The organism is Pseudoalteromonas sp. PB2-1 (assembly GCF_045040605.1).
Taxonomy (GTDB): domain Bacteria; phylum Pseudomonadota; class Gammaproteobacteria; order Enterobacterales; family Alteromonadaceae; genus Pseudoalteromonas; species Pseudoalteromonas arabiensis.
In genome coordinates, this window is sequence record NZ_CP090667.1 from 2,100,420 (window position 1) to 2,125,680 (window position 25,261).

At 40.0% G+C, this 25,261-nt stretch carries 23 protein-coding genes and 9 tRNA genes; 4 read left to right on the forward strand and 28 right to left on the reverse strand.

The genetic code is table 11. The features are described 5' to 3' along the window. Window positions 1-50: 50 nt before the first annotated feature. From L0Z67_RS09710 to L0Z67_RS09820, 23 genes are all read right to left on the reverse strand, one after another. The gene (locus tag L0Z67_RS09710) at window positions 51-2,474 is read right to left on the reverse strand and encodes an AAA domain-containing protein (RefSeq protein WP_405127920.1); all 2,424 of its coding nucleotides are present in this window, start codon (window positions 2,472-2,474) and stop codon (window positions 51-53) included. Further along, complete coding sequence (locus tag L0Z67_RS09715; RefSeq protein WP_405127921.1) at window positions 2,443-3,495, reverse strand: hypothetical protein; 1,053 nt, start codon at window positions 3,493-3,495, stop codon at window positions 2,443-2,445. The genes L0Z67_RS09710 and L0Z67_RS09715 overlap by 32 nt, the downstream gene beginning before the upstream one ends. 226 nt (window positions 3,496-3,721) lie before the next feature. Further along, the gene (locus tag L0Z67_RS09720; RefSeq protein WP_405127922.1) at window positions 3,722-4,162 is read right to left on the reverse strand and encodes an integrase arm-type DNA-binding domain-containing protein; all 441 of its coding nucleotides are present in this window, start codon (window positions 4,160-4,162) and stop codon (window positions 3,722-3,724) included. A gap of 210 nt (window positions 4,163-4,372) precedes the next feature. Next, window positions 4,373-4,460 (reverse strand) — tRNA-Ser (locus tag L0Z67_RS09725). Window positions 4,461-4,608: 148 nt separating this feature from the next. After that, window positions 4,609-5,649, reverse strand: coding sequence for a quinolinate synthase NadA (gene nadA, locus L0Z67_RS09730; protein WP_193987430.1), 1,041 nt, complete (start codon window positions 5,647-5,649; stop codon window positions 4,609-4,611). 129 nt (window positions 5,650-5,778) lie between these two features. Then, window positions 5,779-5,854, reverse strand: a tRNA-Lys gene (locus L0Z67_RS09735). Window positions 5,855-5,903: 49 nt separating this feature from the next. Then, a tRNA-Lys gene (locus L0Z67_RS09740) sits at window positions 5,904-5,979 on the reverse strand. A 50-nt stretch (window positions 5,980-6,029) separates the two neighbouring features. Beyond that, a tRNA-Lys gene (locus L0Z67_RS09745) sits at window positions 6,030-6,105 on the reverse strand. 54 nt (window positions 6,106-6,159) lie between these two features. Then, window positions 6,160-6,235, reverse strand: a tRNA-Lys gene (locus L0Z67_RS09750). 54 nt (window positions 6,236-6,289) lie between these two features. Next, a tRNA-Lys gene (locus L0Z67_RS09755) sits at window positions 6,290-6,365 on the reverse strand. Between the two features lie 64 nt (window positions 6,366-6,429). Next, window positions 6,430-6,505 (reverse strand) — tRNA-Lys (locus L0Z67_RS09760). Between the two features lie 64 nt (window positions 6,506-6,569). Beyond that, window positions 6,570-6,645, reverse strand: a tRNA-Lys gene (locus L0Z67_RS09765). A gap of 168 nt (window positions 6,646-6,813) precedes the next feature. Further along, window positions 6,814-7,563 carry a tol-pal system protein YbgF gene (gene ybgF / locus L0Z67_RS09770; protein WP_062569300.1) on the reverse strand — a complete coding sequence of 250 codons (750 nt, stop codon included), beginning with the start codon at window positions 7,561-7,563 and terminating at the stop codon, window positions 6,814-6,816. 12 nt (window positions 7,564-7,575) lie between these two features. Continuing rightward, entirely contained in the window at window positions 7,576-8,118 is a 543-nt protein-coding gene (pal, locus tag L0Z67_RS09775; RefSeq protein WP_062569301.1) for a peptidoglycan-associated lipoprotein Pal, read from the reverse strand. Window positions 8,119-8,152: 34 nt separating this feature from the next. Then, complete coding sequence (tolB, locus tag L0Z67_RS09780) at window positions 8,153-9,511, reverse strand: Tol-Pal system beta propeller repeat protein TolB (protein WP_062569302.1); 1,359 nt, start codon at window positions 9,509-9,511, stop codon at window positions 8,153-8,155. 9 nt (window positions 9,512-9,520) lie between these two features. Continuing rightward, a complete protein-coding gene (gene tolA / locus L0Z67_RS09785) occupies window positions 9,521-10,459 on the reverse strand; it encodes a cell envelope integrity protein TolA (RefSeq protein ID WP_062569303.1) in 939 nt (312 codons plus the stop codon). Between the two features lies 1 nt (window position 10,460). Next, window positions 10,461-10,886, reverse strand: a complete 426-nt coding sequence (gene tolR, locus L0Z67_RS09790; RefSeq protein WP_062569304.1) for a protein TolR — start codon at window positions 10,884-10,886, stop codon at window positions 10,461-10,463. Beyond that, window positions 10,873-11,577 carry a protein TolQ gene (gene tolQ, locus L0Z67_RS09795; protein WP_062569305.1) on the reverse strand — a complete coding sequence of 235 codons (705 nt, stop codon included), beginning with the start codon at window positions 11,575-11,577 and terminating at the stop codon, window positions 10,873-10,875. The genes tolR and tolQ overlap by 14 nt, the downstream gene beginning before the upstream one ends. 1,069 nt (window positions 11,578-12,646) lie before the next feature. Next, a complete protein-coding gene (ruvB, locus tag L0Z67_RS09800; protein WP_062569306.1) occupies window positions 12,647-13,651 on the reverse strand; it encodes a Holliday junction branch migration DNA helicase RuvB in 1,005 nt (334 codons plus the stop codon). A gap of 7 nt (window positions 13,652-13,658) precedes the next feature. After that, window positions 13,659-14,279 (reverse strand): Holliday junction branch migration protein RuvA, encoded by a 621-nt coding sequence (ruvA, locus tag L0Z67_RS09805; RefSeq protein WP_405127923.1) that lies wholly within the window; start codon window positions 14,277-14,279, stop codon window positions 13,659-13,661. 1 nt (window position 14,280) lies between these two features. Then, window positions 14,281-14,805, reverse strand: a complete 525-nt coding sequence (ruvC, locus tag L0Z67_RS09810) for a crossover junction endodeoxyribonuclease RuvC (RefSeq protein ID WP_062569308.1) — start codon at window positions 14,803-14,805, stop codon at window positions 14,281-14,283. Window positions 14,806-14,940: 135 nt separating this feature from the next. Beyond that, window positions 14,941-17,442 (reverse strand): ABC transporter permease, encoded by a 2,502-nt coding sequence (locus L0Z67_RS09815; RefSeq protein WP_193987431.1) that lies wholly within the window; start codon window positions 17,440-17,442, stop codon window positions 14,941-14,943. Further along, a complete protein-coding gene (locus L0Z67_RS09820; protein ID WP_405127924.1) occupies window positions 17,432-18,151 on the reverse strand; it encodes an ABC transporter ATP-binding protein in 720 nt (239 codons plus the stop codon). The genes L0Z67_RS09815 and L0Z67_RS09820 overlap by 11 nt, the downstream gene beginning before the upstream one ends. Here L0Z67_RS09820 and L0Z67_RS09825 point away from each other — a divergent pair, their 5' ends adjacent. Together L0Z67_RS09825 and L0Z67_RS09830 are read left to right on the forward strand one after the other, a co-directional pair. Further along, complete coding sequence (locus tag L0Z67_RS09825; RefSeq protein WP_062569311.1) at window positions 18,152-18,769, forward strand: arylesterase; 618 nt, start codon at window positions 18,152-18,154, stop codon at window positions 18,767-18,769. Window positions 18,770-18,899: 130 nt separating this feature from the next. Beyond that, window positions 18,900-18,976, forward strand: a tRNA-Pro gene (locus L0Z67_RS09830). Between the two features lie 430 nt (window positions 18,977-19,406). On the opposite strand, the gene L0Z67_RS09835 is transcribed toward L0Z67_RS09830, so the two are convergent. From L0Z67_RS09835 to L0Z67_RS09845, 3 genes are all read right to left on the reverse strand, one after another. After that, on the reverse strand, window positions 19,407-20,117 hold the full coding sequence (locus tag L0Z67_RS09835; RefSeq protein ID WP_405127925.1) for a polysaccharide deacetylase family protein: 711 nt from the start codon (window positions 20,115-20,117) through the stop codon (window positions 19,407-19,409). 110 nt (window positions 20,118-20,227) lie between these two features. After that, complete coding sequence (locus L0Z67_RS09840) at window positions 20,228-20,590, reverse strand: hypothetical protein (protein ID WP_193987435.1); 363 nt, start codon at window positions 20,588-20,590, stop codon at window positions 20,228-20,230. Window positions 20,591-20,684: 94 nt separating this feature from the next. After that, the gene (locus L0Z67_RS09845; protein ID WP_193987436.1) at window positions 20,685-21,134 is read right to left on the reverse strand and encodes a hypothetical protein; all 450 of its coding nucleotides are present in this window, start codon (window positions 21,132-21,134) and stop codon (window positions 20,685-20,687) included. A gap of 1,063 nt (window positions 21,135-22,197) precedes the next feature. On the opposite strand from L0Z67_RS09845, the gene L0Z67_RS09850 reads away from it, so the two are divergent. Together L0Z67_RS09850 and L0Z67_RS09855 are read left to right on the forward strand one after the other, a co-directional pair. Continuing rightward, window positions 22,198-23,112, forward strand: coding sequence for a zinc dependent phospholipase C family protein (locus L0Z67_RS09850; RefSeq protein WP_405127926.1), 915 nt, complete (start codon window positions 22,198-22,200; stop codon window positions 23,110-23,112). Window position 23,113: 1 nt separating this feature from the next. Next, complete coding sequence (locus tag L0Z67_RS09855; protein ID WP_405127927.1) at window positions 23,114-23,521, forward strand: hypothetical protein; 408 nt, start codon at window positions 23,114-23,116, stop codon at window positions 23,519-23,521. A gap of 35 nt (window positions 23,522-23,556) precedes the next feature. Here the strand turns inward: L0Z67_RS09855 and L0Z67_RS09860 are convergent, their stop codons facing one another. Beyond that, complete coding sequence (locus tag L0Z67_RS09860; RefSeq protein ID WP_405127928.1) at window positions 23,557-24,816, reverse strand: Y-family DNA polymerase; 1,260 nt, start codon at window positions 24,814-24,816, stop codon at window positions 23,557-23,559. After that, window positions 24,804-25,220, reverse strand: a complete 417-nt coding sequence (locus L0Z67_RS09865; protein ID WP_062569325.1) for a LexA family transcriptional regulator — start codon at window positions 25,218-25,220, stop codon at window positions 24,804-24,806. The genes L0Z67_RS09860 and L0Z67_RS09865 overlap by 13 nt, the downstream gene beginning before the upstream one ends. Between the last annotated feature and the right edge of the window lie 41 nt (window positions 25,221-25,261).

Below are 25,261 nucleotides of genomic sequence, written 5' to 3' on the forward strand. Positions count from 1 at the left end.
AAAACTCAACTAGCCAAATGCAATTAATTAATAAATAAATCATAAACTGATTACCAAACATCACTGAAGTCAGACCTACTTGTTGCAATTTGCTGGGGTGGAACAATAGCGCCGTTCTTTAAGTGTTCATCTAATGGTAATGGCATGCTCGCCTTAACTTCATTAATGTTATTGTAAAGGCTCATACCATCGCGAATGAAACTGCTAGAACAAGCTTCATGGCACCAATCCTCATAGTTACCTACAACAAAAAAGTGGTGTTTAGCACGCGTGACCGCTACGTTGATGAGATTGGGCTTACTATTTACCCATTTTATACCACCAGTTGTTCCTCTTACCCTTGAAGCTGCCAAGCAAAAAATAACAACAGATGCCTCTTTACCCTGAAATGTATGAACTGTGCCAATATTATCTTTAGCAAAGTCATCAATTTCTGCATCGTTTTTGCCATCTAGTTGAGCTGCTTGTTCCATCCATTGTCTATTTGATTGTTGCTTGTATAGGGCCTTCCAGCTACTTAATAGCTCATTTTTCATATGGGTAAACGGTGTAATTAGATAAATACCGCCCTGTGTCATTTCCTGGTGTTGCTCCACGAGGTAACGAACCAGCTCAAACGCAGAAGTGGCCTCAGTATTGTTGTGATATCGCTGACGTATAATCGAAGCCTTACTTTCAACCACGTTAAGCCATCCAGAAGAAATTGATTTCCATTTATATGGCTCAGTTGCAAGAACCATTTTATTGTCGTAGGCGATATTATTCGCGATTGAAAACATAGGGTCTGTACAACGACGATGTACTAAAAGTGGCAAGCCAACTTCTCGCCGTCCAATTAACGCCTTAATTGGCCCAGCTTTATCTGCTATAAGTTGTGCTGAAGATTTACTAACAAGAAAGCGGTCTCCCCAAGCTACTTCATTATCTTCAGTTGAAATCGCGATAAAATCTGATGCTATTCCTCTATCTATTTCACCTTGTATAGGTACAACGGGTTCCAATTGTATTGGGTCACCTACAATCATAGCCTGCTGACTTCGTTGAAGTAATCCAACAACATGATAGTTCACAGATTGTCCTGCTTCGTCAAACATAGCTAATCCAATGGTGGCTTTTTTTTGCATTAGGCGGAATTGACTTTCTACAGATGATAACGATGTTGAAATAACAGGGAAGAGAAGGAATAGTAGCCCCCAGAGTTTTTCATGGTTAGGTTTATTTTCAAGGCTTTCATAGTTGCCGTTGATTAGCTGGGGTAAAAGTTTTAAATCTTCCTGAAGCTCAGTTGCATTAAACTTGATCATGGCTTCATTTAGGTGCAGTGAAGCGATAAAAATCTCACTTCTAAGTTGATTTAGATTAGGGCTTCCTAATGGTGACAGTTTTTGAATTCGAGCCTCACCGTCTAACGGGTCTTCTCCGCTTAGCAACATATACCCCTGCTTGGATATTAAGTGGTCAGTAGGGTTTATTCCCCAGTTATCAAAGCGCCGAGAATTTATGTCAGCCAGAGCTTTTTCGTGACGTTCAATTAGTTTATTAAACTTTTCCTTTGTATTTTGGTACTCTGATTTTAATTCATTTTTCCATATATTTGACTTCCACCAAACTTGCGAAAGCTTTAATAGAGAGTCGAGCGACTTTTGCCAACGTTCTTCGTCCAGTTGACACCATTTTTCTACAAACTCGTTTATTAACATTTCGCTCGAAGCAACTTTTTGTAGATTTTCACTAAATGGTGCCAGAAAGCCCATGTGTGGCTTTAAAAAATTTGCTGAAGATTCTATTGCTTCGATAAAGCTAGGTATTTTATTGGTAGTAAGAAGCCCATCGAAGTAACTAATAAGTAAGGGTTGGGCTTCTGTCTGTTTTTTCCCCTTTAATTGATAAACAAGAGGCGACAAACCAAGGTAATTACTTAAACCTTTTAGATAGCTGAGTAATTTAGTTAGCCTATGGTCACAAAACGCTTTACGGTTACTACTGTTACCTAATACAGCGCAGAATAACCCCCATTCATCACTATGTGCCTGTTGGCGAAAGTAGCCAATGTCATCGTGAAAGGATTCATGTATCTTTGCTAATGCTGGTAGCTCTTTCGAAATGTTTTCAACAGCCTTGTTGTTACTTGATGCGACGACAATAGAGGCATCAAGTACAGCCTTAATAGATTCTTTTGAACTGAGCCAACCATCATCAGATGATTCATGCTGGAGCAGTTGAATGGTACGATTAACGAAACGCTCAGCTATTACATCCTTCAATAGTGTTGTTTTACCCGTTCCTGGGGGGCCATTTACAGCCACAATAGGATTGTCTTTTCTCTTAGCCGCTAGGTTTACAGCGCAAGATTGCAATAGACTTAGACCATACTTTACATTTTCAGGCCAGCGTCCTTTAAAAAAGCCTCTTGTCATACTGTGATAAATATTGCTGTTTTCTCTAACGGAGCCCAAGTAGTGATTGTTTTTCATTCCCCTGAAAGTATTGGTATAAAGCTGGAGATAGATTATTTTTAGCAGAATCTTTGCTAATTACTTCAGCGATATTGTTCAAATCATTGGCGAAAAAAGGGCCTAGCTGGTTCTGTTCATTGCCATCTGGGTAATAGCAAAAGCGCCAGCGAAATGTCGTTGTATCTTCAAAGTCACTCCTGATCTTACTCGGATTAATTGCTTCATCTGATTTATCCTGTTTCGTTACTTCAACCGCCTTTGCATAATTTTCCATAAATTCTCTTGAAGCATGAGTGGGCCAAAACTCTCTCGCAATACTTCGATTTATTTCAATTATCTCTTTTTTTAACTGCTCGGTTGTAAAAGCCTCTTGAACACCTGTAATTGGATCTTCTTTACCCGAAAGATGCTTATTTATCAGGTGTTCTATCGATTTGAAGCTGGATTCAACCCACTCTGTCAAAGACATATTCTTAGGTATCGAAGAGCGACATTTTCGATAAATTGTCCGAATGGTGGCAAGATTTATTACTAAATCCTGATCTTCTTCGGATAATTGCCAAGTAATGTATTTATTACCAGTTTTAGCATCTGTATTTAAAGTTGGAATAAGGGCCACACCTAAAAGGTAGGTTCTGGGCGTAACGGTATTCGGGTGTAATGGTTTACTATTACTCTCTTCATTATTAACGAATAAGTATCCCGCACGGTGACACTGAAACATTATAAATAACTTACTGTCATTTTTTATGATCGGTAATGATTGTTCAGAATTTAACCATTGGTTGTCAAAATTTTCAGCGGCTTCACTGACAATACCTTTTTTAAAATCATAAGGGCACTCAGGAATATCAAATAATTCAAAGTCCAACCAGTAGTCTAGAATTGACAAAATTTGGGTATCTGTAAGTGGTGATGTGCTGACAGGAAGTTTTTGCACAATAGCAGCATCATTATTAGCTATTTTTATTGATGTTGGCGCATGATTTGATTGGCGAGAAAACAATGTATTTATTAATTCTTTAAGAGAAAAGCGCATGAATACTCCTTCATTTATGGTGCGCACGGTGCGTTCTATCGCGATATTGTAAGGTTTTGTTTTACATATATTTAGTTTGTGTGGCACATGTTGGCTTTTTTGGCAGCCGTTAAAGCTGGCGCAGGTCTTTATAATTGCCTAATAGTATATTGAACAAATCACAGAGTATAAACAGAAAATCTATCATAATGCGAGCCAAGGATATTTGTTCAAGGTTTCTGGCCTACTAAGCACTGTTTCCTAATGATGGAAATATATGTAATTCCATTGAGCGCCAAATATCTTTGGCATAATTTAGAGATATTGATGATTCTTTTATGCCAAACCAGTTTCGAGAAACAACTTGCAATGTATTGCTATGAATTTCTTGCTGTATTAATTGTTGTTCATCTTTATATGCTTTAGGGTCAACATCCTGTGCAAGTAACTCTCTCGCCTGTTTTCTTTTGTCCCTTGCTTGAGCCAATGATACTTCTGGATATACACCAAACCCAATATTAGAACGTTTCTTTGTGAAAGGTTTTGAATATTTAGACACCCATGTTTTAGAACCTGAAGGCTTGATTTTCAGTTGCAGTCCATCACCATCTGAAAGTATATATTCTTTCTCCTGAGCCTTAGCCTGCTTGACTTGCGTATTAGTTAACGGGATTACTTTTTTAGCCATAATGTACCACTGGAAATTTTTAATTCGGCATAAGCCGATGTACCACTGTTAATTCAATGGTACATTAATTGAACATAGTGGTACATCAATTAGTACTTAAAACTGTGGATGGTACAAAACCTATTTGGATGTTGTTGGACTACAAAACAACACTTAGTCATTGTTTTTACTGGATTATAGGATGTTTTAAGATTATATCGGAAGAGAAGATGGCGGTGACGGAGAGATTCGAACTCTCGATACGTTGCCGTATACACACTTTCCAGGCGTGCTCCTTCAGCCACTCGGACACGTCACCTAAGGCGCTTTGAGTTTAGCGCGGCGTTATAGTATGAAAACAACCCTACATACGCAAGGGGTTTTTAAAATACTGTGGTTAAGCGATTAGTAATTAAACAAAAAAGGCAAGGTAAATACCTTGCCTTTCATATTCACTACACGTGTTATTAACGTTGTAATGATGCAGAGAAGTCCAACATACGGTTAAGCGACTTTAATGCGCCTTCGCGTAAATCCATATCAACAAATACTTCTTTACCCTCTGGGTCTGTTAGTGCTTCTTCAATTGCTTTTAAACCATTCATTGCCATCCACGGGCAATGTGCACAGCTTTTACATGTTGCGCCTTCACCTGCTGTAGGTGCTTCAAAGAATTCTTTCTCTGGGCATAACTGCTGCATTTTATAGAAGATGCCACGGTCAGTCGCTACGATGAACTTTTTATTGTCCATAGTTTGCGCAGCTTTAATAAGCTGACTTGTTGAACCAACTGCATCAGCTAAAGCTACAATCTCCGCAGGAGACTCTGGGTGAACCAATACAGCCGCATCTGGGTGTAAGGCTTTCATATCCTTAAGCGCTTTGGTTTTAAACTCATCATGAACGATACAAGCGCCATTCCACATAATCATATCGGCACCTGTGTTCTTTTGAATGTAAGAACCTAGGTGTTTATCAGGGCCCCAAATGATCTTTTCGCCTTGCTCATCTAAATGCTCAACAATTTCAAGAGCACATGATGAGGTAACAATCCAATCTGCACGCGCTTTAACAGCTGTTGAGGTATTCGCGTATACAACAACTTTGCGATCGGGATGCTGATCACAAAACGCTGAGAACTCTTCAATTGGGCAGCCTACGTCTAACGAACAGGTTGCTGCCAATGTAGGCATTACAACTGTTTTATTAGGCGTTAGGATTTTAGCTGTTTCACCCATGAAACGAACACCTGCCACCACGATTACATCAGCATCATGCTTTGCACCAAAACGTGCCATCTCTAGTGAATCAGCAACACAACCACCGGTTTCTTCAGCAAGCGCTTGAATTTCAGGATCAGTGTAATAATGGGCAACAAGAACGGCGTTCTTATCTTTTAATAATTGTTTGATACGTGCCTTATACTCAGCTTGCTCGTCTTTTGATAACGGCGCAGGCTTTGGAGGGAAGATATAATCTTCAGGCATAATTTGTTCAGCTAGACTCATTTCTCGACCACTTAGTCCACAGTGCATTCATGGCGCGAATTATACGAGAATCTTACGCTAAAGAACAGTATTGCTGTAAGCTGTTAAGATAAATAAAGGATAACTTAGATAGAAAAGATAAATAAAGAATGGTGGGTCATGATGGACTTGAACCATCGACCAATGGATTAAAAGTCCACTGCTCTACCAACTGAGCTAATGACCCGCTCTGGATATTAAGATGCGTAAATCCGCCGATATAACCATTCAAAGAATGGTGGGTCATGATGGACTTGAACCATCGACCAATGGATTAAAAGTCCACTGCTCTACCAACTGAGCTAATGACCCGCTCTGGATATTAAGATGCGTAAATCCGCCGATATAGCCATTCAAAAGAATGGTGGGTCATGATGGACTTGAACCATCGACCAATGGATTAAAAGTCCACTGCTCTACCAACTGAGCTAATGACCCGCTCTGATGCTTGTTAAGCTGCGTAAATCCGCCGATATAGCCATTCAAAAAGAATGGTGGGTCATGATGGACTTGAACCATCGACCAATGGATTAAAAGTCCACTGCTCTACCAACTGAGCTAATGACCCGCTCTGATGCTTGTTAAGCTGCGTAAATCCGCCGATATAGCCATTCAAAAAGAATGGTGGGTCATGATGGACTTGAACCATCGACCAATGGATTAAAAGTCCACTGCTCTACCAACTGAGCTAATGACCCGCTCTGCTGCTTTATAAAAGCAATACGTAAATCCGCCGATTAAAGATTACCATTCAAAAAAGAATGGTGGGTCATGATGGACTTGAACCATCGACCAATGGATTAAAAGTCCACTGCTCTACCAACTGAGCTAATGACCCGCTCTGCTGCTTTATAAAAGCAATACGTAAATCCGCCGATTAAAGATTACCATTCAAAAAAGAATGGTGGGTCATGATGGACTTGAACCATCGACCAATGGATTAAAAGTCCACTGCTCTACCAACTGAGCTAATGACCCGCTCTTTTTGCCGCACTTTGGCTGTTGTTACCAATCGCCTGCTGCGGGCGCTTATAATACTTATTTAAATGCTGAGTGCAACAGAAAATATCTCTTTTTTTAAGTTTTTATGTCTAGTTGCCTAATTTTAGACCGCTTATATCAAAAAGCAGTCTAATCAGGTCAAATCTACATTTGCGACAAACGTTCTGTGGCTAATTTTGCAGCAGTCGTACTTGGGTACTGGTTAATTAAATCATTAAAGGTTTTTAGTGCTTGTTCAGCTAAACCTTGATCCGCTAACAGATTTCCTAATTTTAACATGGCATCAGGACGCTTGTTAGAATTTGGGTATTCATTTACAACCACTTTAAAGTGCTCAGTTGCACCTGTCGGATTATTTTGAATAGTTAAAAGCTGACCTAACCAGTAGTGTGCGTTTGAAGCGTAGACTGAATTAGGGTACGTCGTTAAGAAGTTTTGAAATTCAGGGATCGCTTGTTCATAACGCTTATCTTTCATTATTAGCGCTACAGCACGCTCATAAGCTTCGTTTTCAGATAAATCTGAACTGATTGCTTGAGAAGCATTAACATCAGTAGATGGAGCTTGAGTCACGGCCGGTTGAGAGTAAGCCTGACTGACACGGTTTTCAATTTCTTGATACAACTCACGCTGACGCTGTAAAACTTTCTCGAGCTTATAGCTTTGCTCTTCTGTAATACCACGTACCTGACTTACTTCGTCTTGCAAAATATTAAGCTGTTGTTGAAGTTCAGCTTGTAATAAATTGCGAGACTTCATCATATTCTCTAATGCAGATAAACGTTTCTCGATACTCGATTGCGAGCTTGCAGCTTCTGAAACAGGAGCGGGAGCAGCCCATAACTGAGTGCTCCCGCTTAAGATCATTGCTGCCAAAATAATTTTCGGCTTCATAATGTCTCTTTCTTAGTAAACTAACACTGCACGACGGTTCTTAGCGAACGCTTCTTCAGTGCGAGATTTAACCATAGGCTTCTCTTCACCGTAGCTCACTACTGACATTTGGCTAGCAGATACACCTAGGCTTTGTAGGTATTTTTCAACTGCTTGGCCACGGTGCTCACCTAGAGCAATATTGTATTCTGGTGTACCACGCTCATCCGCGTGACCTTCGATTAATACTTTAACAGAAGGATTTTGTACTAAGAATTCAGCGTGTGCTTGTAAAAGCTCAGCGTATTTGCTTTGGATTTTTGCGTTATCAAAACCAAAGTAAATGATTTGCTCTTGACGTAAAGCTTCATACTTCTCACGAAGTGCTTCTTCAGCTTGTTGCTCAGGAGTAAGCGTTGCAACTTCAACTGTATCATTGTTGGTTGTTTGCTCAACCGCACCTTGGTTAGATTGGTTTGCAGCACCTTCGTCAAGATCAGAAGAAGAGCTACACGCTGCTAATGTCATCACTGGCACAGCAATTAGCAGGCCTTTTAGTGTTTTATTAAGTTGCATTGAATTGATTCCTATATTGAGTAAACCAGTAAAATTACTGTAAGTAAGGCGACCAAGCTGGTGCCTTCACTTGTCCGTCAAGCACAGGTAAACGTGCCTTAAAGCGACCATCCATAGAGACTAAAGCCAGAACCTGCTTATTGTTATGTAGCGTACTATAGATAATCATCGAGCCGTTTGGTGCGATACTCGGTGATTCATCCAGACGTGTTCTTGTTAGTACCTGGAACGCACCTGTCGCTAGCTCTTTCTTAGCAAGATGGTATTGTCCATTAGTACGATTTACCATCACCAGTTCTTTTCCGTCAGGTGAAATCGAACCTGCTAAATTCATATCACCATCAAACGTCATTCGTTTAGCCCTGCCTGTTTTTAAATTTAACTTATAAATCTGAGCATTACCACCCCTTTCAGACGTAAAGACAATATCTTGTCCATTTGGGAACCAAGATGGCTCAGTATCTATACTACGATGGTTTGTTAAACGTCTTTCTTGGCGAGTTGCTAAGTCAAGTAAATAGACTTCTGTGGCACCTGTGCGGTCTTTAGAAAGCACTAATAATAGCTGTTTACCATCAGGCGAAAACTGAGGTGCACCGTTAATACCTTGGTGGCTTGTAATTAACTCTCGCTTACCTGAGTATAAGTCTTGAATATAAATTTGGCTTTGGCGGTTTTCAAAAGTTACATAAGCAAGCTTAGTTCCATCTGGCGACCATGCTGGCGACATTAATGGTTCTTTTGAACGCAGTAATACTTGTTCATTAAAACCGTCGTAATCTGCAACAACTAACTGATATGGTTTTGCATCATCTTCACGAACGATAACATAGGCAATTTTAGTTAAAAACGCCCCTTTTTCGCCTGTAAGTGCTTCATAAACGACATCACTGATACGATGTGCATAACGGCGAAAACCACTTTCAGAAATAACACTCTCACGGGCATCTAAAACATGATCTTGGCTTTGCATTAACTTGCCGTTAGCCATCATTTTTGTTTGGCCGCCAGTAATTTGGCCGCGAATTACATCAATTAATTCATACTTTACTAAGTAACGTCCACCCGGTTGCTGCTCTACTTGACCAACCAGTACGGCTTCAACGCCTTTATTTACCCATGCGCCATAATCTACATCGGCATCTTTACCTGGTAACTGTGGCATGGTTGATACATCAATAGGTTTAAATTTACCGCTGCGCATTAAATCCGCAGAAATAACAGCGCTTAATTTTTCAGGGATAGGACCTACACCTTGATATTTGAATGGTACGACTGCAATTGGACGCGCGCCGTCAATACCTTCAGTAATCACTATTTCAAGTGCAGCACTGGCAATGCCATGAAAGCCCAGTAATACAATAAAACATACAGTTTTTATCTGGTTAAACATATCATTCCTTTAGAATTCAGGCTTAATTGTTAAGTTAATATTTTTCAGTTGCTCAAACACATCTTTATCTGGTGAAACTGGTAATGTATCAGCCATACGTACAGCACGTAACGCGGCCTCACATACCAATTTATCGCCACCAAGAGACGTAACTTGTGTTACAAGCCCATTAAAGCCAAGTCGAATATTAACGCGACATTGCTTATTCTTCATCTTTTCATCGATAAGTAAAGTTTGCTGAATACGCGCCATAATTAACGCTTTGTATTTATCAACTTCACTAACAACTTGTTGCTGACGAATTTTATTTCGTGCAGCTTGCTCTGCTGCTAACTGCTCTTGAAGCATTTGCTCTTGCAGCGCTTGCTGACGTTTACGCTCGGCTTCAGCTTCTTTACGTTTGCGCTCAGCTTCTGCTTCTGCCGCTTTACGCTTACGCTCTTCTTCCGCTTTTTTCAGCGCTTCTTCTTCAGCTTTACGCTTATCTGCAGCTGCTTTTGCTGCGGCTTCCGCTTCTTGCTTTTGCTTTTCAGCTTGCTTAGCTTTCGCTCGCTCTTTTTCTTGAATTTCGCGCGCTTTTTTAGCTTGTGCTTCTGCCTCTGCTTTTTCTTTTTCTTTAGCACGGCGTTGCTGTTCTAGCTTTTTAAGACGACGGTCTTCAGCCTCTCGTTGTTTTCGAGCATCATTAGCACGACGCTCAAGGTCGCGAAGTCGTTTTGCTTCCGCTTGCTTTTTGGCTTCTTCTTGCTTTTTAAGCTCGGCAATCTTTTGTTCAACCTTTTGTTGATCAACAGTCACCGCCGATACTGCTTTTTCTGGTTCAGGCAAAGCAGTGTTCAGTGTCACTTCCATCACCTTAGGTGCAGGCATGTGGAAATTAGCTGACGCAACTAAAAAAACGATAATAGCAAGGTGCAAAAGAAGCGATTTAATTACTGATGCACGCATACTAACCCTCAAACGATTCAGTCATTAAACCCACTGACGGCACACCGGCGTTTTTCAAAAAGTCCATAAGCAGCAGTACTTCTTGATAAGAAACTTTGCCCGAACCTTTGATCATCACTGGCGTATCTGGATTTTTTTGCAGTTGTAATTTAATTACCGCTGCAACGTCCAACGCTTCCATAGGAGCTTCTGGATCTGTGCCGATACTTACATAATACTTACCTTCAGCGTCAATTGACGCAATAATAGGCGGCGTATCTTTTGTATCAACAAGATCAGACTCTTCCATTTTCGGCAAATCAACTTTTACGCCATGAGTAATAAGCGGCGCAGTTGCCATGAATATAATAAGCAGTACTAACATCACGTCAATGTAAGGTACTACGTTTATCTCACCTACTGGGCGACGTTTTTTACGCTGATACATTCGCTTTAGCCTCTATTTGCGCAGCTGCTTGGCGGTGTAAAATATTGGCAAACTCTTCCATGAAGTTAATGTAATTACCCTCAAGCTTTTCAACTTTATTTGCAAAACGGTTGTAAGCGATAACCGCTGGGATTGCCGCAAATAAACCCATTGCCGTTGCAATCAGTGCTTCTGCGATACCAGGTGCAACCATTTGTAATGTAGCTTGCTTAACTTCGCCTAATGCAATAAATGCATTCATAATACCCCACACAGTACCAAACAGACCTATGTATGGACTAATAGAACCTACCGTTGCTAAAAACGATAAGCTTGATTCTAATTTTTCTATTTCACGAGATAAGGCGACGCGCATAGAACGATGCGTACCTTCCATAACGATGCCAGCACTTTGGAATGTTGTTTTTTTATGGCGTGCAAATTCTTTGAAGCCAGCAACAAATAATGATTCAACACCAGTTGTGCCGCCAGGTCTTGCTGAAACTTCGTTATATAGTTTACTTAAGTCAACGCCAGACCAAAATTTTTGCTCAAAACGCTTAGCGCCATTTTGTGCATCAGAAATCGCTTTTTTACGTTGAAAAATAATTGCCCATGACATGACCGACATACCGACTAATGCCAACATAACTAATTGGACAAGTACACTGGCTTCTAGAATAAGATCTAAAAAATTAAGCCCTGATCCCACGTTAAACTCCTAAAATAGATTTCTATATAATTTGTTATACTTATTACACTTGTGTTAGTTGACCATCATAATGGTCAAAAGTTACATCTAGTGTATCTAGTCAGTTATGAACTGACAACGCCCTTGCTGTGAAATAGCTACAAATAACGGTGAAAAGCAAATGCTTTAGTTATTTTTTAACCATTTTGTTCACGACTCCAAAAGCAGGACTTCCCTTTTAAAACTAAAATGCATCTACACTGTGCTTAAAAATATAACTAAACTTGGTAAAATACGGCGTTTATTCACATTATGCGCATAAACACCCAAAACACTATTCACCAACCTAGCACAGAATACTTAAACTAATCCTGAACAAAATGAGCATTAATTATAAAAATCTTTTTATTCATCAACTTATAAAACTAACAACGAATAAGCGAACAAAAAGAAAACAATAGAAAATAACGCTGCTATTAGTTTTTTTTATCTGAAAATAAAATTTTTCTAGTTTGAAGAAAAACTCACAGTTACGTATTATACCCACATACCGAGCTAACAACCTTTGAAAGCTTCTTTCATTAAGCTCCGTTTTTTGCGATATGATTATTTCGTATTGCCTAGTTAGCTTAACTTGGATAAAACCTTTTTAAGCTGGCTGTAGTTCCCTGAATTACTTCCTTCAACTTGTTGTTTGCCCGCATCATTATGCGGGCTTTTTTTTGCCTACACAAAACGAAAAGACATTACCGAAAATTAGCTTAACTGTATGTGAATTAAATAGCAGGAAGGTATGATGCTTGTTAGATTCTGCATCTAAAATAATTTGCGTTAGCAATATAGAGGGATAATACCAATTCGCTTAATTAAGTGGTCTATTTTGAGGCAATAAAACCTCGTTGATAGCAAGGCAAAAATTTCGTTATTTAGTTGTTCTAAATCAGAAATTTTTAACGCCGGTAGCGACAGGTTTAATCCCTCAAAATGATTAAGTATTATTGCGGATTGGTATAATGTTCACTGCCCCTTTTAGGCTCCTCTTTAGATTTGTTTCAAGATTAAAAAACCCCGCATATGCGAGGCTGAGTTTTTATTTGTCTGGAGTCAGTCCAAAATGAAGGTAGGCTATATCGGACACTAACCTTCCACGGGGAGTACGTTGTATAAAACCTTGCTGAATTAGAAAGGGCTCAATCACATCTTCTATGGTTTCTTTTTCTTCGCCAATGGCCGCCGCTAAATTATCAAGCCCAACTGGGCCACCCATAAATTTTTCGATGATAGCAAGCAAGTATTTACGGTCCATGTAATCAAACCCGCTTTTATCTACATCAATCATATCAAGCGCTTGTTCTGCCACATTGGCGTTAACCTTGCCGTCAGATTTCACTTGAGTGTAATCACGTACACGACGTAACAACCTATTAGCAATACGTGGTGTACCACGTGAACGTTTAGCGATTTCTGCTGCGCCTTCATCGCACATGGTTAAATCTAAAAAGTGTGCTGAACGCGCTACAATTTTTGATAAATCTTCAACTGAATAAAACTCTAAACGCTGCACAATACCGAAACGGTCTCTAAGTGGTGATGTTAAAGAGCCTGCGCGTGTTGTTGCGCCAATTAAAGTAAATGGCGGCAAGTCGAGTTTGATTGAACGCGCGGCAGGGCCTTCCCCAATCATAATATCGAGTTGATAATCTTCCATCGCAGGATAAAGGATTTCTTCGACTTGTGGGCTTAGACGATGTATTTCGTCAATAAAGAGTACGTCACCTTCTTCAAGGTTCGTTAACAACGCAGCTAAATCACCTGCTTTTTCAAGCACAGGACCAGATGTCGTTTTAATATTAACGTTCAATTCGTTGGCAACAATATTTGCAAGTGTGGTTTTACCAAGACCTGGCGGACCAAAAATCAACAAATGATCGAGCGCTTCACCACGATGACGAGCAGCTTCGATAAAAATTTCCATTTGTTGCTTAACATGTGGCTGACCTGTGTAATCGTTTAATAGTTTTGGTCGTATAGCTCGATCAACACTGTCTTCATTACTTTGCTCACTGGCATCTATTAAGCGATCTGCTTCAATCATGGTTTACTCACAACATCGATTTTAGAGCTTCTTTTATAAGAACCTCAGTCGTCATATCTGGTTTATTTACCGCTTTTACTGCTTTTTGCGCTTGCGGCAGTTTATAACCAAGGGCAATAAGTGCTGACACAGCATCATCTGCTGCGTTGTTGGCTACAAGCGTATCATTACATGCAGGCTCAATAATGGCATTATCGCTAAATGGCGTGAATAAGTCATTACCCCAATCTTTTAGCCTATCTTTCATTTCAAGTACTAAACGCTCTGCTGTTTTTTTACCCACACCAGGGAGTTTAACAAGCGTTGTTGCATCTTCGTTATTTACACATGTCACAAACTGCTGTGCAGACATACCCGACAAAATAGCAAGGCCAAGCTTTGGACCCACACCATTGGCTTTTAGAAGCTCTCGAAATAACGCACGCTCTGTTTTGTTATTGAAACCAAATAACAACTGCGCATCTTCACGCACCACAAAGTGAGTGTATATAATAGCTTGCTCACCAACCGCAGGGAGGTCATAAAAGCAGGTCATCGGCATTTGTACTTCGTAACCTACGCCGCTTACTTCAATTAAAATTTCAGGCGGTTGCTTTTCAACTAGCAAACCATTCAATCGGCCTATCATATTACTTCCTTAATCGTCCTCTTACGGTCTTGCTCGCACTGCCCGCAAGTTTTATTAAATTTTGTTCTGAGTGAGCATGACAAATAGCAATAGCCAATGCATCAGCCGCATCGGCTTGTGGTGTGCCTGGTAATTTTAAAATATTTTTAACCATGTGCTGTACTTGTGATTTGTCGGCACCGCCATTGCCTACCACCGCTTGCTTTATTTGTCGTGCCGAATATTCAAATACCGGAAGTTCAGCCATAGATGCACCAACAATCGCCGCACCACGAGCTTGACCTAATTTAAGAGCTGAATCTGGATTGTGAGCCATAAATACTTTTTCGATAGCAAAACTATCGGGCGAAAATTGCTCAACTAACTGACTGATCCCTTGGTAAATCATTTTTAATCGCACAGGAAAATCATGCTCAGCTAGCTTAATACAACCACTCCCTAAATAAGTAAATTTAGCGCCTTGGTGTGCTATTACGCCATAACCTGTTAAACGTGAACCAGGATCAATTCCTAAAATAATTGCCAACTAACTGACCCATTTTTTTTCTTTATTCAATAGCCTTAATAATGCCAGAGCACTGTATAAATTACCAGTAACCAATTGCAAAACATAAAAAAGCCCGTATACACGGGCATTTTATAAACATTATTGAGCTTTATATCACCCTAGTGCACGCAGTAACCCTTGTGTATTTTTACGCATTGTTCGCGCTATCATCAAATAGCCTAAACTAGCTACAAAGACACCACCAACAATAGGGCCAATTAACCAAATATGAGGGTGTAATTTACCGGCAAGGTCAAACATTTGCTGTTGTACTATTAATAAAGCAATATCACTCACAATGGCAGCTACCCCACCCGCGGTTAAGCCTAATAATAAAAACTCATACAAGGTGGCATTTTTAATAAGCCGCCCTTTTGCACCGAGAGTTCTTAATATAACAATCTCTTGCATCCGTTCGCCCAAGCTCGCTTGCACCTGAGATATAAGTACTAAAGCACCACACACCACTACAATAGACAATACAAAACCAATCGCAAGAGATACCTGCTCTATGGTTGAACGGATCTGTTTAATAAAGCTTTCAACATCAATCACATTAACCGTTGGATATTGGCGCATCAGCTCATTAAATTCCCGCTTTTGATGTTCTTTAACACTCACCGACGAAATATACGTTGCTGGGAAGCTCTCAAGTACATCTGGGCTTAAAATAATAAAGAAGTTTGGTTTTAATGTGGTCCAGTTAACTTTACGTACACTGGTAATTTTTGCATCGAACGATTGCGCACCAATCAAAAACGTTAATGTATCACCTAGTTTTACATCAAGGCGTTCAAGCATAGACTCCTCAACCGAGGCCTCTGCCACTGAGTTTTGTGTAAACCACTGACCCTCTATTAACTCATTTTGAGCAGGTAAGTCTTCTCGCCAAGTAAGGTTTAATTCACGGCCGATACCTGAGCGTGCCTCTTCATCTTTTTTCTCGTTATCTTGCTGTGATACTTCACGCGCAACTAGCTCACCGTTCACTGCATTAACACGGCCTCGTACTATCGGGTAAAAATCAGAGGTGGGCATGTCGCGCTCTGCTAAAAAAGAGGTAATGGGTTCAAGCTCTTGCTCTGTAATATTCACTAAAAACGAGTTTGGCGCATCGACTGGAAGCTGCGACTGCCAATCTGAAATCATGTCATTTTTAAGCACAATTAAAAACAACAATAACTTAATAGCAAGGGCAAAACTTATCAGCTGTACTGCATTAGCATTAGCACGTTTTTGAATTGAAGCAATCGCAAGCGACCAACTATTACCAGGGCTTAGTCCTAGTTTACGACCACCACCAAAAATGAGTTTGGATAAACCAAATAAAAGCGCAATCAGTACCGTTGTCGAGATAAATAAGATAGCTGTGATCTTAATATTATTACTAAATAGCCACATTAATAAAAACACAGTTAGTGCCGACATTGCCAAGTGAACCTTGCTGACAAGTAAACGATCTCCCAAATTACGGCGTAGTACGCGAAGTGGCGGAATATCAAACAAATCTAGCAAGGGCTTAATTGAGAACATTACCGCGCAAATAACCCCTGTACCAATAGCAATCAACCAAGGTTTCATACTTGAAGCAGGTAGTGCTGTGCCCATCGACTGTGCTAAATAATCACTAGCAATACTTTGCAGCGCAAAACCAACAACCAGCCCAACAACCACAGACATAAAGCAGACTAAGCTCAAATGCAGCAAGTAAATTTTACGGATTGTGGCACGACTGCCCCCCAACGTTTTCATCATCGCAACAGGGTCATATTGACGCTCGCAATAGCGTTTTGCAGATACAGCAATAGCCACCGCCGCTAATATAATTCCTAGTAAACCAGCTAATAATAAAAAGCTCTCAGCACGATTTAGGCTATTCGCAATGGGCGATTGTCTATCTTTAACACCATACCATTGCTGGTTTTCTTTCATTTGGGGCTTTAACCAAGCATAGAACGTGTTTATGCTCTCTTCATCACCGGCATAAAGCTGGCGATAAAAAACACGACTCCCAGGTTGAATAACTTGAGTGCTGGCAATATCTTGCTGATTAATTAAAATACGCTGACTACTAGAAAAGACATTAAATGGCGCATCTGGCTCTTCAGCTACTACATGACTTGCCACAAAAGTAGCCGCACCTAACTCGACCTTGTCACCAACCTGTATGTTCAATGCATAAAATACCGACTCACTAAGCCAAACCTCACCACGGTTTGGTACTTTATCGGTAATAAATGCCTCTCCTAACAAGCTAGTTTTTACTTTGAGTTGCCCTTTAAGGGGATAGGTGTTTGATACAGCCTTAACTGAGCCTAATTGCATTTCATCATTGGCAAACAGCATGGTATCAAAATAAGTGATTTTCGCGGTGCGTAGGTTTTCTGCTTGCGCTTTCTCTAAAAACTCAACAGGTAACTCATGATTACTGGCAAGGACGCGATCCGCCGCGATAAAAGCACTGCTTTTTTGTGCAATACTCTGTCCTATTCGGTCGGTAACCATAGACAGCGTTAAAACGGTCAGTACGGCCAAGGCAATAGCTGCACTAATGACCGTTAATTCACCGCGCTTAAATTCACGTGAAAACAGTTTAAGTGCTAGTTTAGCCCACATTCGCTTGCACTCCCTCTGACTCTTTTACTGTTACCAGCTTTCCCGCTTCAATGTGTAAAATTTGTTGGCACTTTTCAGCTAACTGCTCATCATGTGTGACCAGAATTAACGTTGTTCCATGTTCTTTATTTAACTCAAATAAAAGTGATTCGATTAACTTACCATTTTTACTATCGAGATTGGCTGATGGCTCATCAGCAAACAAAATTTTAGGCGTTCCAATAAACGCACGCGCGATAGCCACACGTTGTTGCTCACCACCAGATAATTGTGATGGGTAATGCCCCACTCGATGACTCAGCCCCACTTTTTCAAGTAGCGCAAGCGCTTGATCTTTTGCATTTGAACTACCCGCAAGCTCGGCGGGTAGCATAACATTTTCAAGTGCAGTTAAGCTTTGTACTAACATGAATGACTGAAATACAAAACCCACTTTTTCTGCCCGTAATGCCGCACGGGCTTCTTCATCTAATTCATGCAGCGCTAAGCCATCAAGGTGGATACTCCCCTGCGTTGACTGATCAAGCCCTGCAAGTAAGCTGAGTAATGTTGACTTACCCGAACCTGAAGTACCCACCACTGCGACTGAGTTACCTGACTTGACATTAAAGCTGATGTCACTGAGGATGGTCAGGTCGCCTTCAACTGTGGTGACCGTTTTAGAAAGTCCTTTAACTTGAATAATGTTTAATTGAGAAAGCGCTGACATATGATGTATCCAATCCTACGTTTTATATTCGTTTTACTGTTAGTAATCAAACCACTTACGGCAGCAGCTGACAACACAATTTTAATTTTAGGTGACAGTTTAAGCGCCGCATATGGCCTTAAACAAGAGCAAGGCTGGGTTAAATTGTTACAAGATAAATACGATGAAAAAGATCAATCTGTGTATCTTGTTAACGCCAGTATTAGCGGTGAAACCACAGGTGGCGCTCTTAGACGACTCGATGCCCTACTTGACGAGTTCGAACCCACCCATGTACTTATTGAGCTTGGCGGAAATGACGGACTACGTGGCTTTCCAATCAAGCGCTTACAAGCTAACTTACGCGATTTAGTCAGCAAAAGCCAACAAGCGGGGGCTAATACAGCCATTATGGAAGTGCATATTCCACCCAATTATGGGCCACGTTATACCAAACTATTTACTGGCAGCTTTGAAACCATCGCAGATGAAACAAACTCTGAGTTGTTACCATTTTTCATGCTTGAAATAGCTGCTCGCCCTGAGCTCATGCAAAATGACAATCTGCACCCTAACGCTGAAGCCCAACCCCTTATACGCGATATAATGTATAAAGAGATCAACCAATGGCTAGATTAACCTCTAGCCAATGCCCCTCATAATAAACCTCGTGCAATCGTGCAATCGTGCAATAATGAACAATAAACAGGCAAACAAACCTAAGGTGTATTGATTTTTATAAAAAAAGCCGTACTATAGCTCGCAACGTCGGCATATAGCGCAGCTTGGTAGCGCACTGTCATGGGGTGTCAGGGGTCGCAGGTTCAAATCCTGCTATGCCGACCATTTTTCTACACTCTATTCAACAAGTTAGTTAACTTACCTATTTACTTTATCGCACCTTAACCCTGTGTTCTTTTATTTATATCGCACATTTATCGCACCATGCTTAACTAAGTTTATTTTCTCATTATTTGGTTAAATTAGGTGTTGATTGGGTGATATATAGGAAGATAGCTAATGACACCTTTCCTACCTTCCTCACAATAGAATTTCATAAAAGCTTCTCGGATAAATAATTTGCAAGAGACAGGCAATGGATTGTGGCAGGTCATATACAACCTTATGCTTTTAACAATGAGGTTGGAATTTTGCCCAACAGATAAGTTTGAGCGAGGAGCAGACGGCCACTTCAGTGCGTTTTTCGACAAATAAAGTATTTATTCGGTAACGCCTGCAACAGCCAGGAGCGAAGCGAGTCGGCTGCTTGCGTTTGTTATGCATTTTTCCCTAACAACTGTGAGACCGTAACAAATTTGTAGCCCTTTGCTCTCAGCCCCTTAATTATTGGCCCTATAGCGTCTCGCGATTCTTTGTTTTTAGATCCCAAAACGTGTAAAAGAATAATTGAACCTGGAGTAGAAGATTTAACAACATACTCTGCGATAGACGCAGAACTTCCCACAATTTCAGGATAGATTTCAGGCTCAACGTTCCATGTGATTGTTTTTACTCCTTCCGACTTCAAATAATAAGGCAGAACAAAAAGCTTTTTACCATATGGAGGCCTAAAGTATATCTCACCCTTAAATCCAACCTGGCGGATTAAAGCTGTGGTGGAGTCGATTTCTTCCCTCACTTCATCAAGCCCCATTAACATCATTCTTTTATGGCTGTACGAATGATTGCCTATCTGATGACCTGCGTTAACCAAATCTATAGCCGACTGCTTGTTTTGTTGAATTCCCAAGCCATTGAGGAAGAACGTACCCTTCACATCATGTTCTTCAAGGATATTCAACACTTGAGTGGTATATTTCGCCCCCCAAGGACCATCATCAAATGTTAATGCAATAACCTTTTCATTGGTTTCAACCTTTGCGACTATCTCTCCAAACACCTGAAAAGTTCTTGATTTACTTATATTCCAGGCTCCAAAGATGATTACTACAGAAAGAATCAATATCGGCAGGTATACTTTTTTCAATGGTTTTTATCCTTATTTACATAACGCCTATAGCTAGCGTATTTTTGGAATGTAGTCGAAGGCGAAATGGAAAAAATATTGCAAGACTATACTTGTTAAATGCCTTCAATTTACTTGACTTCGCTACCATTAGATAACTTTACTCTGTATTGCATACCGACCTCATTTTCTATTTTGATAATACCTGTAGTAGACTCCACTTCTAACTTAACAATAAAGACATCTTGAACATCTCTTTCCAAACCTCTTTTATATTTAGTCTTGTAGATCTGCTTGGCCCAAATTACCTCACCGCTTTCCACCTCAACCGCCCGAACAAAACCACCATTCTGCGTTGTTCCATTTTCAAGAGCCCAAGGCACAGCCTCATACTTAACTCCCTCATACTCTACAGGGAATACACGTTCCGACCCTGGACGCTTTGCCCAGCATAAACTTGAGCTGGCCAATAAGATTAGAATGAGATATTTCATAGCATTTAACGCCCCATAAAATGCAGATAATGCTTGGCCAAAATTAGCGAGGAACGAGCGTCAGCCAAGCTTTAGACATCCATTCATGCGCTTGTTAGGTGTTTGGATACACCACAAGTGAACTTCCTGATTCTATTGCTTCGTGATAAAAGCCAGCAAAACCTTTGAATGAATCAGTATTCAACACTTCTAATTTAAGAGGATTCCCTCTTAAATTGGATGGCTCTTCGAAGCCAAATCTAACTGTTTCTAGCGAAGCCGCTTCGAAGTCTAATTCGTTATCATCTTGCAGTAGGAACAACATACAGCGATGCTTTTGGCCAATTTCAGGAAAAAAATAATCGTGTTCTGCTTTTCCTGTGAATATCCCCTCAAATCCATAGATAACGACAATACTCATGAAACACCTAACGCCGTTGTAACCGACTAAAAACAGTTGGCTAAAATTTTGTGAGCCACGAACAAAGCCAACTGTTTTTTTGTCCGAGTTTACAACTTTGTTATGTTCACTTTTAACTTTTAAAGTAAGTGTTTGTTTAGTCATATTTCAATATGATAAATGTTTTAAACTTAACTAAAGAAAAAACCAATTAGCATTAAAGCGACTACAGAGTAGACCAACATCAGTTGCCATTTATTAAACCGAAAGAAAAACTCGTAACCACAAACAGGGCAAAGCCTTTTTGTATATTGAGGTGCAACTCGCTCTTCTCTAGGAATAACATCGGAATTGCATTTAGGGCATTTCAACTGATTTCACCTGTGAACATAACTTCCAAATATGGGGCGCAGACATGTGTGCAAAAATGGCGAAGCCGCGCACATGTTTACGTCCCAGCGAGCGACAGCGAGTGCCATAATTTGTTTGTTATGTGCGATTACAAAACTGCCTTGTTCCAACTGTCTTTACCCCTTAAAGCGAGTTTTAAATATAGAATAAAAAGTTGATGCTAATAACACGATTAGAGCAAGCAGGCCTAACCATAGAGATGCTAGGTAATAAAAGACGGTTGCTGTGCCAGATGAAACAGAAAATAGTCCACAATTATAACCGCATGTTTCCATTCTATATGCCGCAAACGTGAACATAGCTAGTAAACATATAAGAGCGATTAGACTAATAACCTTTATTTTTATTAGCTTTCAAAACTCCATTTTCACAGCTAAGCACATAACAATTTAATAGTGCGCAAATCGCGCATATTTCTACCACACAACTGCTCACTTTTCTTATTGCTACGTTTTTACCAAATTTGCTAACCTTTTGCTAGTTAACAAGGTATTTTAAAATTGGTAAAGTGGTCATGCGCAAATTGCTCATTTTTCTGAATATAGGGGAAAGTTGTAAATTCTGAATATAAAAACTATATCAAAAGAAAATATTCGCCATTTCCTCAAAGCAGACCTTTAGAGCATTTAAATTAACTTGTTTTTGGCAGAACGAGTTACACCTCAAGTTCAGTTAATAGAAGACAACCAAGAATACTGACAACTTCGCACTTCACCTATAAAATCACCAAATTATAAAACAACCCCTCTTCACAACTTGACTAATTATTATACTCCTATAAGTTGTAAATATAATAATTAAGTAGAAGGGTTTACTCATGCCTGGTGCATTCGCACATATTACGGCGGCTAATTTAGCAACTGATAACAATGCTCTTTCAAGGATGAACATTCCAAATCAAGCCAAGTTAATTTTAAGTATGAATCAAAAATATATTGAGCTTGGTTGCGTGTCTCCTGATTATCCTTATCTTGCCTTAGGTAATGCAGCACAAAACAAGTGGGCTGATTTAATGCATTATCAAAACACAGGTGATGTTATTAAAGAAGCCATAAAGTATTGTAAAAACCTTGAGGGACGGGCGAAAGAAAAATGCTTTGCATGGCTGTGTGGCTACATGTCGCATGTTGCTGCAGATATAACAATACACCCTGTAGTCGAACTTAAAGTAGGACCGTACGAGCATAACCAGGCCGAACACAGACAATGTGAGATGAATCAAGATTCGTTTATTTGGTCGCGATTAAATCTAGGCGAAATTGGCCTTGCCGACCGCGTTGAGTTAAATATTGGCTCATGCACCAATCAAGAGAATTGTCTTGATGATGATATAAAGCAAATTTGGCAGTACATATTAACTAGCATACACACTGATTATGCCCAAGTAACAGAACCCAACTTTGATGCATGGCATAGTGGCTTTCAATTAGTAGTAAATAACGCAGAGGAAGGATACAGACTGTTTCCTTGGGCTAGGCATGTTGCCGCTGACAATGGCCTTCTTTACCCTCGTGCCGATGAAGTTGACAGTAGCTTTATAGAAGACCTCACAACCCCTAACGGTCCAATGCACTATAATGACGTTTTTGATTTAGCCGTTAAAAATATTAAATACTTTATATCCATCATCGCCAACGATGTTTTTAATGATGAAGAATGCACTCAACTTTGCAACTGGAATTTGGATACGGGTAAAGATGAACACGGACACTTAACAGCGTGGAATATTTAAAATGCGATATATAACTCTCATCACAGCAATTGTTTTATCTGCAGGTTGCGCGAGTTCAGCAAATACTTACAACCCTGAAGAAATGGCAGATCTTGCATCGCAATTAAAAGATATTTCTGCCGCAGTGGATGGAACACTAAAATTTAGCTCAGAGCCATATACTGACCCACAAAAATTATTATTAACGGCGATTAGAGGCGATAAAAGCAGGCTTACGCCATTTAAAAATTATCAGTTAAAAGTTGTTATTCAAGAGCAAGATGCCGCTTTACTGCTTTGCCAAGATAAGCGGCTACTTATCGAAGATGTCGGTTGCACAGCCAAATCAGACATACAACATTGGCAGTCGAGTACGCCTCTTGCTTGTGAAGCGACAGTTACTTTTAGTCAACTGTGCGCGAGTCATTAATTTTCCAAATGCTGATTTGATATTCCTTTAATGTTTTAACCACAATTAATTATTGGAATATCAGACCACCTAGTTGTGTAGTGCGGTGATAAAAATGCGCGGCGCATATTCCATTTCTGCGTTAAACACTCACTGCCTGATTGTAAAGCACCTGTTCCGTATCGACTATTAATTGAGTCAACACAGTCCATGAGTGCTTGCTTAGACTGCTTTTCAGTAAATAAGTCTAGCTGCTTATTTGCTGAGCATTCCAACTCAATTGCCCCGACTCCACAGCGATAAAAATGCACATTCTCTTTGTATATTTTTTCTAATATTAATGAGGCTGCTTTTGTGATTTCGAGTGTATCTGCTGTAGCAGTAGGAAAATCAAATATTATAGACTTTTTATAATACTCATTATCATGTGGTGAGCTGGCAGCAAATACCACAATACGCTTTGTTATAGAGCCCTGCCTTCTTAGTTTTCGACCAACAATTGCTGCGTGTGCACTTAATGCGGCTCTTAATGTGTTGATATCTGTAACTCGCTCACCAAAACTACGTGTAGAAAACACCTCTTTTTTACCTTGCTTCACTTCATCCCAATTTAAACAAGCCACACCATTTAATTCACTCACCGTTCGCTCAACAACAACACTAAATAACCTACGCATTTTTTTAGGGCTTTGATCTGCAAGTTGCTGTGCTGTTTCTATTCCCATCAGTTTAAATTTTTTTGCTAAACGAGAGCCGACTCCCCATACATGCCTTACATCCATTTGGCTGAGTATGTGTTTACGTGAAATCTCGTCATTAATAACAGCCACACCTTTAAAACCAGGTAGTTTTTTAGCCGCATAATTTGCAGCTTTAGCTAATGTTGGCGTTGTGCCAAACCCGACCCCAACAGGCAAGCTTGTTTCTCGCCATACTGTGCGCCTTATTTGCTGACCATAAGCATGCCAATCAGTAATCAGGCTGCTAAACCCTGTAAACTTTAAAAATGACTCGTCTATCGAATAAACATGGTGCGTATCGCTAAACCGGCTTATCACAGTCATCATACGCTCACTTAGATCGGCATATAATTCATAGTTTGAGGAACGCACCACTACATTATTTTCAGCTAAAAAGTTTTTCACTTTAAAATAAGGTGCAAAGTTTGGAATATTTAGCTTTCTAGCGATTGGGCAAACGGCGCAAATACAGCCATCGTTGTTCGTTAGGACAACAACCGGTTTATAGCGAATGGAGGGATCAAACACTTTCTCTGCGCTTGCGTAAAAAGCGGCGGCATCAACTAGCGCATACATAAGGAGTTTACGCTTTTGTTATTTTTAAATGTTCGTATGCAAGCAGTTACAACTCCCTCAACTTTAAACTGGTCGTCTTCATAAATTGATACGGGCTTATATAAGTCTGAGGCTGATAATAATTGCCGTTTATTGGTATCAATAATTTTGCACACAAAGCTGCCATTGTAAGTGGCAACAATAATGTCGCCATTTTGGATAGCCACGCTTCTATCAACAATTAATAAGTCTTTATCAAAGATTTTTGCATCTACCATTGAGTGACCTGATGCTAAACCTATAAAGGTTGCATGGGGATGCTTAATAAGCAGCTCATCAAGCGACAAGCCAAGTTCTTTGTACTCTGCCGCAGGCGATTCAAAACCCGTAATACCTGCTTCAATATAGATAGGAATAACAAACATACATAACCACAAATACTGTACATAAACACTGTATAGGTTAG

Coding starts and splice junctions, on each gene's coding strand:
- ruvB (WP_062569306.1), bottom strand. CDS start 13,651: ATGATTGAAGCAGATCGCTTAATAGATGCCAGTGAGCAAAGTAATGAA.
- nadA (WP_193987430.1), bottom strand. CDS start 5,649: ATGAGTCTAGCTGAACAAATTATGCCTGAAGATTATATCTTCCCTCCA.
- L0Z67_RS09820 (WP_405127924.1), bottom strand. CDS start 18,151: ATGTCAGCGCTTTCTCAATTAAACATTATTCAAGTTAAAGGACTTTCT.
- L0Z67_RS09715 (WP_405127921.1), bottom strand. CDS start 3,495: ATGCGCTTTTCTCTTAAAGAATTAATAAATACATTGTTTTCTCGCCAA.
- tolB (WP_062569302.1), bottom strand. CDS start 9,511: ATGTTTAACCAGATAAAAACTGTATGTTTTATTGTATTACTGGGCTTT.
- tolR (WP_062569304.1), bottom strand. CDS start 10,886: ATGTATCAGCGTAAAAAACGTCGCCCAGTAGGTGAGATAAACGTAGTA.
- L0Z67_RS09710 (WP_405127920.1), bottom strand. CDS start 2,474: ATGAAAAACAATCACTACTTGGGCTCCGTTAGAGAAAACAGCAATATT.
- ruvA (WP_405127923.1), bottom strand. CDS start 14,279: ATGATAGGCCGATTGAATGGTTTGCTAGTTGAAAAGCAACCGCCTGAA.
- L0Z67_RS09865 (WP_062569325.1), bottom strand. CDS start 25,220: ATGTTTGTTATTCCTATCTATATTGAAGCAGGTATTACGGGTTTTGAA.
- L0Z67_RS09855 (WP_405127927.1), top strand. CDS start 23,114: ATGCGATATATAACTCTCATCACAGCAATTGTTTTATCTGCAGGTTGC.
- L0Z67_RS09720 (WP_405127922.1), bottom strand. CDS start 4,162: ATGGCTAAAAAAGTAATCCCGTTAACTAATACGCAAGTCAAGCAGGCT.
- L0Z67_RS09850 (WP_405127926.1), top strand. CDS start 22,198: ATGCCTGGTGCATTCGCACATATTACGGCGGCTAATTTAGCAACTGAT.
- L0Z67_RS09825 (WP_062569311.1), top strand. CDS start 18,152: ATGATGTATCCAATCCTACGTTTTATATTCGTTTTACTGTTAGTAATC.
- L0Z67_RS09845 (WP_193987436.1), bottom strand. CDS start 21,134: ATGACTAAACAAACACTTACTTTAAAAGTTAAAAGTGAACATAACAAA.
- tolA (WP_062569303.1), bottom strand. CDS start 10,459: ATGCGTGCATCAGTAATTAAATCGCTTCTTTTGCACCTTGCTATTATC.
- ybgF (WP_062569300.1), bottom strand. CDS start 7,563: ATGAAGCCGAAAATTATTTTGGCAGCAATGATCTTAAGCGGGAGCACT.
- L0Z67_RS09840 (WP_193987435.1), bottom strand. CDS start 20,590: ATGAAATATCTCATTCTAATCTTATTGGCCAGCTCAAGTTTATGCTGG.
- L0Z67_RS09815 (WP_193987431.1), bottom strand. CDS start 17,442: ATGTGGGCTAAACTAGCACTTAAACTGTTTTCACGTGAATTTAAGCGC.
- pal (WP_062569301.1), bottom strand. CDS start 8,118: ATGCAACTTAATAAAACACTAAAAGGCCTGCTAATTGCTGTGCCAGTG.
- L0Z67_RS09860 (WP_405127928.1), bottom strand. CDS start 24,816: ATGTATGCGCTAGTTGATGCCGCCGCTTTTTACGCAAGCGCAGAGAAA.